5 protein-coding genes are annotated in these 12,264 nt (G+C 37.2%); 3 read left to right on the top strand and 2 right to left on the bottom strand.

From position 1 onward, the window contains the following. Positions 1-51 precede the first annotated feature (51 nt). The 3 genes from H4J46_RS10700 (at position 52) to H4J46_RS10690 (ending at position 7,929) form a co-directional block, all read left to right on the top strand. Positions 52-2,847: an insulinase family protein gene (locus H4J46_RS10700; RefSeq protein ID WP_182233486.1), complete on the top strand. Its 2,796-nt coding sequence runs from the start codon at positions 52-54 to the stop codon at positions 2,845-2,847. 266 nt (positions 2,848-3,113) lie between these two features. Then, positions 3,114-7,643 (top strand): EAL domain-containing protein, encoded by a 4,530-nt coding sequence (locus H4J46_RS10695; RefSeq protein ID WP_182233485.1) that lies wholly within the window; start codon positions 3,114-3,116, stop codon positions 7,641-7,643. 142 nt (positions 7,644-7,785) lie between these two features. Further along, positions 7,786-7,929, top strand: coding sequence for a hypothetical protein (locus H4J46_RS10690; protein ID WP_182233484.1), 144 nt, complete (start codon positions 7,786-7,788; stop codon positions 7,927-7,929). A 673-nt stretch (positions 7,930-8,602) separates the two neighbouring features. Here H4J46_RS10690 and fadJ read toward each other — a convergent pair. Together fadJ and fadI are read right to left on the bottom strand one after the other, a co-directional pair. Next, a complete protein-coding gene (gene fadJ / locus H4J46_RS10685; protein ID WP_182233483.1) occupies positions 8,603-10,756 on the bottom strand; it encodes a fatty acid oxidation complex subunit alpha FadJ in 2,154 nt (717 codons plus the stop codon). Further along, a complete protein-coding gene (gene fadI / locus H4J46_RS10680) occupies positions 10,756-12,063 on the bottom strand; it encodes an acetyl-CoA C-acyltransferase FadI (protein WP_182233482.1) in 1,308 nt (435 codons plus the stop codon). Before fadI ends, fadJ begins: the two co-directional genes overlap by 1 nt. Between the last annotated feature and the right edge of the window lie 201 nt (positions 12,064-12,264).

The following is a 12,264-nucleotide window of genomic DNA, read 5'->3' as shown; positions in this document are numbered from 1 at the left end:
CAATAGAGCATAGCGATGCCGAGCTACAGCATAAATTGTGCGGGAGTAACTGTGAAACAAAGCCCAAATGACGCTAAACACTATCAAACCATTGTTTTAGGCAATGGCTTAAGAGCTTTGTTGATCCATAACCCTGAATCAAATAAATCTGCTGCTGCTTTAGCCGTTAACGTGGGACATTTTGATGATCCTCATCATCGACAGGGACTTGCTCATTTTCTTGAGCACATGCTATTTCTTGGCACCAAAAACTTTCCTGATGGCAGTGAATATCAGAAATTTATTAATCAACATGGTGGCAGTAATAACGCTTGGACAGCAACAGAGCATACCTGTTTTTTCTTTGATATAGGTTATCAACATTTTAGTGCGGCAATAACACGTTTTGGCGAGTTTTTTACTATGCCGTTATTATCTGAAGAATTTGTTCACAAAGAACGTAAGAACATTGACGCCGAATTCAAACTCAAGCTTAAAGACGATATTCGACGCCTTTACGACGTTCACAAAGAAACGATTAATCAAGCTCACCCTTTTGCAAAGTTTTCTGTCGGTAGCAGTAAGACCTTAGCAGATAAAAGCGGTTACAATTTACGCGATGAGTTGTGTGCGTTTTTTCAAAAGCATTATCAAGCGCATTTTATGACCTTAGTATTAGAAGGTCCACAAACCCTCAACGAATTAGAAAATTTAGCCAATGAACACTTTTCCAAGATTAAGACTAATGGCATTGCTAAAACAAAAATTAGTGAGCCCCTTTACTTGGCCCAGCATCAACAAAAATTGATCACAGTGCAGCCAGTTAAAAACGATCAACAACTGATCATTAGCTTTGCCATGCCAAGTATTGATCAATTTTATCGTCAAAAGCCTGAAGCTATTCTGGCCTACTTAATTGGTCATGAAGGTCCGGGTAGCATTTTGTCATTGTTAAAAAGTAGACAATGGGCGCTGGCTTTAACGGCTGGCTCAGGCATAAATGGCTCTAATTTTAAAGATTTCAATATTAGCATCTCACTTTCTGAATTAGGTAAAAAGCACATCACTACCATTGTCAGTATCGTATTTTCATATCTAAATTTACTTAAAAAAGCGCCAATTAATCAACAATATTATCAAGAGAAAAAAGCCTTAGCTGAGTTATCATTTTCTTACCAGGAAAAACTATCACCTCTGAACTCTGTCAGCCAACTTGTGATCAATATGCAACATTATCCAGAACAAGATTACATTTTCGGTGATTACGTTATGGAAGGTCAAAATCAAGCAACACTAAATACCTTACTTGGCTTAATGGTTGCGACTAATATTCGCATTATTTCTATCGATAAAAATATCCCTCAACAGCCCCATATCAACACCAGTAAATGGTATCAAGTTCCCTACTCGGTCAACGATATTAAACCCGAGGAAATTGAGCAGTGGCAAAATGCCCCCAACATAAACGAGCTTTTTTTACCCAGCAAAAACCCTTATATAGTGTCCTGGCCTGAGCTGATCAAAAATGATGATACAGAAAATAGCCCGCTGACACCGCCCACAAATATTTGTCAGCAAAATGGTTTAAATGTTTGGTTTAAACATGACACTAGTTTTAATACCCCTAAAGGCTATATCTATCTCTCTATAGACTCTCCAGCAGTAATAGAAAGTGCTAGCACGATAGCAATGACACGTTTATTTATTGACCTTTACAGCGACGCTGTTATTGAGGAACATTATAACGCGGAATTAGCGGGCATTCACTATCACCTATATTCTCATCAGAGTGGGCTAACGCTAAAATTATCAGGCATTAGTACAAAACAAGAAAAATTATTGCCGCTATTGTTAGCAAGTTTAATGCAAGGAAAATTTTGCCCTAATAAATTCGAATTATTTAAGCAAGAACTGCTCAGTCACTGGAAAAACGCAGAAAACAGTAAATCAATTTCACAGTTATTTGCCAAGCTAAGCGCCACAATGCAACCCAAAAGCCCCAGTAACCAAAGTTTAATTAATGCCCTAGGGGAAATATCGTTTCAAACGTTTACAAATTTTGTAGCCCATATCTTTGAAAAAACCGCGGTCAATTTACTCATTCATGGCAATTGGTCCAGACAATCTGCTGACCATATTATTATCAAGGTTAAACAAGTTTTTGATGGCAAGTTATCTCAAAATAACCAAGTTGACATTCCATGTATAGATCTTCAAGGCGTCGGCCCATTGACACTACCGGTGGAGTTACCAGAGCATGATCACGCCGCTTTACTCTACTACCCCATGCCAAATAAAGATTTGCGCACAATAGCGTTAACCATGTTAACTAATCAATTATTATCACCTATTTTCTTCCAAGAAATGCGCACAGAAAAACAATATGGCTATTTGGTTGGTGTCGGTTTTATACCGATTAATTGCTACCCTGGCATTGCTTTTTATATTCAATCGCCGCACACCGACTCAGTAACATTAACAGAAGCCATGAATGACTTTATCGCTCGAACAAATCATTACATTACAAACTTGCCTGATGAGCACTGGCAGCATTTACGATTTGGCCTAGCAAGTCAGTTACAAGAAAAAGATACAAACTTGAGAATTAAAAGTCAGCGTTATTGGGCCGCTATTTGTAATAAAGAAGCCTCTTTTGACCAAAAGCAAAAACTCATTTTAATGATTAAAACTATCTCAATAGATAATGTAGCTAACTTTCTCCAACAATATTTTAATGGCACAGAGATAAAAGATCGCTTGTCGTTATTAAGTTATGAAAACAAAATACAGTTAGATAAAATAACCAAGAATGTAACCATTAATGACAATATCGAATTTCTATTAAAAAAATGTCAAAGAAAATATTAAGTTAGCCGATACAAACAAGAAAATATATTAAGAATCAGAATGTCACCACACAATACCGACACAATACCGACACAATAACAGCAAAGATTGACTTAGTTCCCCACATCTATTGTAATAGGGCGTAATATCCAGACATAATAGAATATATAGCATACCTAAATAAGCTAAATCATTAAGGTATAGGTTTAACTAAAAGGGTTGTATTAGTGCTTTTGCTTTTTTTCAAAAAAAAATTAATTTCTCAATTTTATCTAACGCTTGCTGTCTTGGCTCTAGTAACTCTCCTATACCCTTATGGCAAAAGTCTAGCGTCAGAAAATAATATTAATAACCCCCCACTGAAGTTTGAACGCATCTCAATTGCAGAAGGTTTATCACAGAGCTATGTTTACGATATAACTCAAGATAACAATGGCTTTATATGGATAGCTACACAAGACGGTTTAAATCGTTACGATGGTAAAAACTTTGTTTATTATCGTCACGACAGTACCGATAATAAATCAATTGCTAATAACTTTATTAGAAAAATCTTTATCGATAGCAAAAATGTACTCTGGGTTGGTACAAATAAAGGACTAAGCCGATATAACGAATCATTAGATAATTTTGATAACTTTCTCAATCAAACTAACGAAAGTAACTCTCTAAAAGATAATGAAATTTGGGATATTTACCAAGATAAACAAAATGACATTTTGATATCTACTAAAGAAGGTCTACATAAATTCGACAACGAGAATAAAAATTTCTCTCGGATACGAATTCGTGGATTTGATACTGCCTTAAAAGAAATTAAAACTATTTTTCAAGATGAAAAAGGTAATTATTGGCTTGGTACTTTTGATAAGGGTATATATTTAGCTAACAGTACACTGACATTTTTAGTGCCGCTATCTGGTGAAAACAAGTGGGATTTATCACTTAACGCTACGAGCCTTTATGACCTAAAGACTATCGATAATCAATATTGGTTAGCTACAGATAATGGCTTGTATGTTGTTTCTCAAGATTACAAAATTAAAAAGCATTACTCCGCTGACTCAGAAAATATAGATGATAAATTATTATCTAATAATGTGAGGTCTATCGCATTATTAGATGAATCGATGGTTTGGCTTGGCACGCTAAATGGGCTAAATATTATCAACTTGCTCTCTGGAGATATAGATGCTTATCAAACTGTGCAGCATAAAAGTGCTATTTCAAATAACTATATATTAAAATTATTTAAAGACAGTGCGGATAATATTTGGATCGGAACTGTCGGAAATGGCATCAATACCTTTAACAGTTTACAGTTAAAAATTAGACATGGTTTATTTAGCTATGATGAAACACCTAGCGCCGTATATGCGTTTGCTGAATCTAAAGATGGAAGGATCTGGTTTGCAACAAATAATGGAAAACTAAGCTACACAAACTCAGATGAAAAAATAGTTCATCTGAGAATTGGCAATAAGACAGCTATTTCTCACTTAATGATAGACGATCAAGATAATTTATGGTTACAAGCTGAAGCGAAAAGTCCTAATAAACCAGGAAGTCTTTATTACTTTGATACTAAGACTTTAACATTAATTGAAAATAAGGCATGGGGACTCAACTTATCTCATACCGAATACAGTAAATTATTTTTGATAGAAAATAAAATTTGGTTTATTGATAACGAAATGCAATTGACATCTTTTGATACTAAAACCAATCAATTTGAAATATATGAACAAGAGAGTGGCAGCCTATTTACTACCTTAAAATACGACAATGACAACACAATATGGCTCTCCACAAGCAGAGGTGAAATATTAACCTTTAATGTATCAAAACTTGATTTTTCAAATAATTTATATTTACTATCAAATAGTAACGTATTTGGGGATATATCTACTATTTCATTGTCCAATGAATGGATTTGGTTAGGTTCACATCTCAACGGTTTAGCATTAATAAACAAAAAAAATAATACTAATTTGTTGTTTAACGAAAAAAATGGTCTTAGTAATAATTTCATTGCGGACATAGTAATTGATTCTACCGGTAAAGGTTGGCTTTCAACGAATATCGGCATTAACTCAGTAGATCCTAAAAATAACATAGTAAAATCTTTCAATAAAGATATGCTATTAAGTGACAATGAGTATATTAGTGACAGCTCTTTACGAACTTCTGCTGATACAATCTTTTTTGGAGGAATAAATGGTTTCCATACCTTCATTCCTCAAGAGATTTCTCACATTGGCCAACTGACACCTACTCCCACTATTTCTAATATACTCATAGCGAACAAAGCGGTTCCTGTTGCGAGCACTTTACACTCTAATATAACCGATAAAGAATTTTATTTAGAAAAATCCCCTAATCATTTAACTACTCTTATGTTGAAGCACACACAGTCCCAATTTAGCATTGAATTTATAACCCCTAATACAAAGTTACCGAACCAGCTAAATTACCGTTACCGTTTAATTGGATTAGAAGATAAATGGATAGATTCTGGTAAAAATAATCAAAGAGCAACTTACACTAATTTAAACTCTGGCGATTATACTTTTGAAGTGCAGGCCTACGATTTACAAAACAAACAAGAAAGTGCAATAAAAACGCTCAATATCACCATAATGCCTCCATGGTGGCTGTCAACTAGCGCCGTATTTTTCTATAGCCTTATTGCACTATTAATCTTCACCTACATATTGCAACAGATACGCCATAAGCGCCTTTATCACCTTCAAATAAAGTTAAGTGAGGAACGCCTTAAGTTATCCCTTTGGGGCAGCGGTGATGAAATGTGGGATTGGAACATGAAGAGCGGAAAAATATTTCGCTCAAATATATGGGGAATTTTAGAATTCCCGCAAGATGGCAAACGTAATGTCGGCAAAGATGAAACCAACATCCACCAACACGACATCCCACGAGTACGAGAAGCTTTGAACCAGCACATGGAAGACAGTAGTAAACACTTTGAAGCGACCTATCGTGTTAAAGATAAAAACGAAAAATGGATCTGGGTGCTCGACCGTGGAAAAATTGTTGAACGAGATGAAAAAAACAAACCCAGCCGAATGACAGGGACCTTAAAAGATATTAGTCAAATTAAGCGCGCCGATGAGCGTTTAAAACTTTTTGCTAAATGTATCGAGAATATTTCAGACGCGATTGTTATTTATGACCGTCAATTTACTGTCGTAGATATCAATAAAGCATTTCAAAATATAACCGGCAAAAATAAGTTACAAATGCAGGGGACTTTACTTAATTTTGAACAATATCCTGATAGCTTTAATCAAAAGGTTAAACAGCATTTAATGACCAAAGGTAGTTGGCACGGTGAAATAAAAAGCAAACGTGACAATGGCGAGATTTATTCAACTGACTTTAATATCGATATAATTCGTGACGAAAGTGCTAATATATCGCACTTTGTTGGTGTTTTCTCCGATATAACCAAGCGCAAGCAAACAGAAGCAGAATTAAGAAAACTTGCCAATACCGACACCCTAACTGGGTTGCCGAATCGTGCTTATTTTCAAGCCAATCAACAAAAATTAGTTAGCAGTAAAGTCCCACATGCCTTACTGGTATTTGATTTAGATAACTTTAAAAAAGTTAATGACTCATTAGGACATGAAGTCGGCGATGTTTTACTATGCAAAGTGGCCGAACGCATTAAAATTCTTGGGCGAAATCAAGATACGGTTTATCGTTTAGGTGGCGATGAATTTAGTATAATTGTTAAGAACACCAATGATCTTCATACCATCACCCACATCGCCAAAGAAGTTTTAAAATCTATTGCACTACCGCTTAGACTTAAAAGTCAAGAAATTGTGCTTTATAGTAGCGTTGGCATCGTAATTTATCCTGAAGATGGCGCGAGTCCACAGGAGCTCCTTAAAAATGCCGATACGGCCATGTACCATGCGAAGAACACGGGGGGTAATAAATACCAATTTTTCAGCGACTCAATGAATAAAACCGCCGTTAAACGCCTGCAAATAGAAAGCTTAATTCGACACGGATTAAAGGAGGATTTATTTTCGGTTTTTTATCAACCAAAAATCGAGATTGCTACCGGTAAGATAGCAGGTATGGAGGCCTTAGTTCGCTTTGAAACACCAAATAAAGGCATAGTAAGCCCAGTGGTCTTTATCCCTGTATCAGAAGAAACAGGGCAAATTATAGATATTGGTGAGATAGTTTTACGCAAAGCATGCTTTGCCACTAAAAAATGGGTCGATACAGGACTTTTTGACGGACGTGTGGCAGTTAACCTTTCAGCAGTGCAGTTTACCCAACCAAATTTGGTGGCAATGATTGCTGACACGTTAAAAGAAAGTGGCTTACTGGCAAAATATCTTGAGCTAGAAATAACTGAAGGCACGGTGATGGACTCACCCCAAAAAGCGATTGATACTATGTTACAAATTCGTGCGCTGGGTATCCATTTATCACTGGACGATTTTGGCACGGGTTATTCTTCACTAGCTTATTTGAAAAAATTCCCCTTAAATACGTTAAAAATAGACAAAGCCTTTGTTGATGATATTGAAACCTCAGAGCAAGGAAGGAATATGGTGGCCACAATAGTGACCATCGCACATAACTTAGGTATGCAAGTGGTCGCAGAAGGCGTTGAAACCAATCAGCAATTGAGTTTTTTATCTGGCTTACGTTGCGAGCAATTACAAGGCTACCTTTATAGTAAACCGCTACCTAAAGGTGACTTCCAAAAATATCTGCTTTCTTTTCAAATTGCCAATAAATCCACTTTATTTGGAAAAAATAACATTTAAACAAATTCGTCAATTTTATGACACTGTGAATTTAATGTAAAAATAGTGCTCACACCCTTGTAAATTAAGACTTTTATTATTGGCACGATTTTCGCTTTACTCTTATTGACTTTAATTTAATTTAATAACAATAAGGAATACCATGTTTAGTTCACTAATTCTTTCTTTTGCAATGTCAGCAACTCCAGCAGCAGATATAAACAATGAAGCTTTTATAATCGAAGAAGTTGGAACTCGTAAAAACGAAGTTCGTATCGATACTAGCCGTAACGAAATTAGCATTTAGGAGGCTTTATGATTAATTTAATTAAATCATTATTTATGACTGCGAAGACTGAAAATGCTATTGCGGCAAGCATCGAAATAAAAGAAATGCCTGCAAGTACTTGGTGGAATTAAGACCTTATAAAGCCTGTTGATATTTATAAAGATTATTAGACACTACGCTACAAGGAAGTTAGCGTCTTTATAAATTAAAAGTACTGATATTAAAACAGGCTATATTTTTTTATTACGCTGAAAATAACAAGCAATCAAAACCAAAACGCTGGTATATCTTTACACGTTTTTTCATACAAAACATTGGCCAAACAAAAGGACCAAACATTAAACCAGCTATTGCCCATCGCTTTATACCTAAGCCACTGCTGATTGCCTGGCAATAAAAAAACAAAGAAAAAACAACGCTTAACACTCCGCTGAATAACAAAATCATGCTTTACTCACTTTGAAAAATTAGACTTAAAAAGTCACAAACCAACACACATGTACACTTTAACAAGTTTAGAGTAATTATTCAAAAATAATGTATTCTATTGTCAGTTTATGATCCAAAATTAATAGTCCTGTTTCAAAAAAAATAAAAAAAGAGGCAATAAATTGCCCCCCTTAATAAATGAACTATCACCACCTTAGCAGTAAGTAAATACCGTACAAAGTAATGTTAACCAGAGTATAGGCTAATTATAAAAGCTTTCATTTTGCTCTGCCATTTTCACTAAGGCATCGCAAGGCGTAAATCGTTCACCAAATTCAGCTTGCCATTGGGTTAATTTACTCACTAAAGTTACCGCGCCAATTTTATCCATATATTTAAAGGGTCCACCAAGAAAAGGCGGGAAGCCTATACCAAAAATAGCGCCAATATCGCCGTCACGGGCATTACGGATAATCTCTTCATCCAAACAACGAGCTGCCTCGTTAAGCATCATATAGACACAGCGTTCAGCTTGTGCGTCAGTAACTGTCGTATTGCTTACCTTGAGCCCTAGCGACGCGTATACACTTTCATCCACTAATTTTTTCTTGCTTTTAGTATTATATTGATAAAAGCCTTTTTTAGTTTTTTTACCTAAACGGCCATCATCGATTAATTTAGAAAAGGCTGCTGGTGGAGCAAATCTATCACCTAATTCTGCTTGTAGAATTGGACCGATTTTAGCACCAACGTCAAGGCCCACTTCATCTAATAGCTGCATAGGTCCAACGGGAAAACCAAATTTAACCATAGCTTTATCAAGCGCTTTAATAGAGCAACCTTCAAGCAATAACGTCGCGGCTTCATTTAAATAAGGCGCTAAAATACGGTTAACATAAAAACCGGCTTTATCTTTTACCACAATCGGTGTTTTGCCTTGCTGCTTGGCAAATGCGACGGTAGTCGAGATAGTTTGATCAGAGGTTTTATCGTGGCCGATAATTTCCACTAATGGCATTTTGTCAGCCGGCGAAAAGTAATGTAGACCAATAACATTTTCAGGTCGTAAAGCGTGCTCTGCGATTTGTCCTATCGGCAAGCTTGAGGTGTTACTGGCGAAAATAGTACTCTCTTTACAATGGCTTTCAATATCCGCCAGCATATTTTGTTTTAAGGCTAAATCTTCAAACACAGCTTCGACAACAAGACCAACATTGCCAAAGCCAGTATATTCTGTCGTACCGGTTATTAGCGCTAATTGACTTTGCATTTCGCTATGACGCATAAAACGGCGTTTAACTTTTTTGTTTAACAAATCATAACCATATTTTAAAGCATGGCTGATACCTTGATTTGAAATATCTTTTATCCGCACAGGTAATTTAGCTTTTGTTGCTGTGACAAAAGCGATACCTCCTCCCATTAAACCGCCACCAAGCACTGCGGTATTTGTTATTTTTTTAGGCGCTACTCCTTCAACACCCTGCTCTTTTTTCATATCTGTGGTGGCAAAAAATAATTGTCTAAGCTGAACAGAAACATCACTCATCACTAATTGACCAAAATGGTCAGCTTCCACTTGATAACCTTTTGAAGCAGCTTGCTCCACACCAGCTCGAATACAGTCAATTATTTTTAAAGGTGCAGGATAGTTACCTTTAGTTTGACCTAATACCATTTTTGTCGCTTTAGAGAATAAAATATTTCGGCCTACGCTGTTACCTTCAAGTAACTTATCCATCATTGATAATTGACGAACTTTAGGTTTTACCTTGCCAGAAAGCACTAGCTGCTCTGCAGTTTTCAGTAAAATACTCGACGGCACTACCTCATTTACCAAGCCCGCTTTTAATGCTTGCTTAGCACGTAATTGCTTACCGGTTAGCATCATATCTAATGACTTTTGAATCCCAACACGCTTGGGTAATCGTTGCGTGCCACCACCACCTGGTAGTAAACCTAATTGCACTTCAGGCAAGCCTAGGACGGTTTTTGGACTGTCACTACAAACGATGGCATGACACGCCATAGCAAGCTCTAATCCGCCACCTAAACAAGCGCCATGCACAGCAGCAACAACCGGGATTGATAAGTTTTCCAGTTGATCAAAAATCATTTGCCCTTGACGTGACAAAGCCGTGGCTTGTACAACAGAAGTACAATTCGCCAACATATGTACATCAGCACCGGCGACAAAAGAATCCGCTTTACCGCTGGCTAATACTAAGCCAGTAATTGACTTGTCTTCGCGTATCTCTTTTAATATTTCCGCTATTTCATCAGAAAATTCAGCTTTCAAAGTGTTCATAGAGTCACCTTTAACGTCCATGATCAAATGCGCTATACCATTTTCTTGGCGAGCTAAACTAAAGGTTTTATTATTTTCTGCTTGTTCACTATTTGTTACATCAGTCATTAATCTGTCTCCACAATCATAGCCGCGCCTAAACCACCAGCTGCACAAGCTGTGGTTAAGCCAACACCGCCGCCACGACGGTTTAATTCATTCAATGTTTGTACAATCAATCGAGTACCTGTTGCAGCAAACGGATGGCCATAAGCTAAAGAACCACCCATAACATTGAATTTGTCCATATCGATTTCACCAATGGCTTTATCACGCCCTAAATGCGTTTGAGCAAACTTGTTACTGGCGAACATTTTCACGTTGGCCAGCGCCTGCGATGCAAAGGCTTCATGCATTTCAATTAAATCTAGATCGGCTAAATTCATGCCAGCACGCTGTAAGGCAATTGGCGAAGCATAACTTGGTCCCATTAACATATCTTCCCAAACATCAATCGCAGCAAAGCCGTAACTGCGAATGTAACCTAAAGGTTTATAACCTAGCTCTTTAGCTCTGCCTTCACGCATCATTAAAATGGCAGAAGCGCCATCGGTTAGCGGCGTACTTGTCGCCGCTGTTACCGTACCGTGTTTGCGATCAAAAACGGGCCGTAATTTGGCATAACTGGCTAACTCAGAGTTTTCACGAATACAATTATCTCTCTCGATAAATGACTTATAGGGTTCGCTATGGGCGGTCATCACCTCACCGGCTAGCTTACCTTCTTGCCAACTTTTTGTGGCTAAGGTATGTGAGCGATGCGCTAATGCATCTTGTGCTTCACGGGTAATACCATGTGTTTTTGCCATTTGCTCTGCGGTATGTCCCATTGACAAACCAGAAGAGTATTCGGCAACAGCCGGAGGTACAGGTAATATATCCTTAAAGTTAAGCTGGCGAATAAGCGCCATTTTTGCACCGAATGAGCGGGCTTTACTTAAATCTAATAAGGTGCGAGCGAATTTCTTCGACACACCAATGGGCGCAACAGAAGAAGAGTCAGCACCGCCGGCAATACCGACATCAACAAAACCCGCCATAATTGACTCAGCAACATTAACCGTAGATTGAAAACTAGTCGCACAAGCACGAGAAACACTATAAGCATCCGTATGAACATTCATCCCAGTACCTAGTACAATTTCACGGGCAATATTGGGTGCTTCTGGCATTTGTACCACTTGCCCAAACACTAACTGGTCGATAATTTTTGGGTCAACGTCATGCTTTTGTAGTAATTCATTGACAACAATTTTGCCTAAGTCGACAGCAGGAACACCATGAAAAGCAGTCGCTTGCTTTGCAAACGGTGTACGTAAGCCCGCGACTATAGCTATGCGCTCTCCACTGCCGGTTATTAATTTTGATTTTGTCATTTTTAATTCCATCTTGTTGCAACACTCAAGAGGTCAGACCTCTTCGGATTTGTGATAATTCTAACCAACTATAGAAATAATTCAATCATTAGCTTCAAAATTTAAGCAAACTTATACTCTGAACATACCGAGAACACACCAAGTAACTAAAAAGCTAAAGAAAAAATCCTAAAATTTTGTCATGGTGGTTGTTTTTTAAAA

The organism is Colwellia sp. MB02u-6 (assembly GCF_014077095.1).
Classification (GTDB): domain Bacteria; phylum Pseudomonadota; class Gammaproteobacteria; order Enterobacterales; family Alteromonadaceae; genus Cognaticolwellia.
The sequence above is the reverse complement of the archived record's forward strand: the minus strand, read 5'-3'. Positions and strand labels throughout refer to the sequence as shown.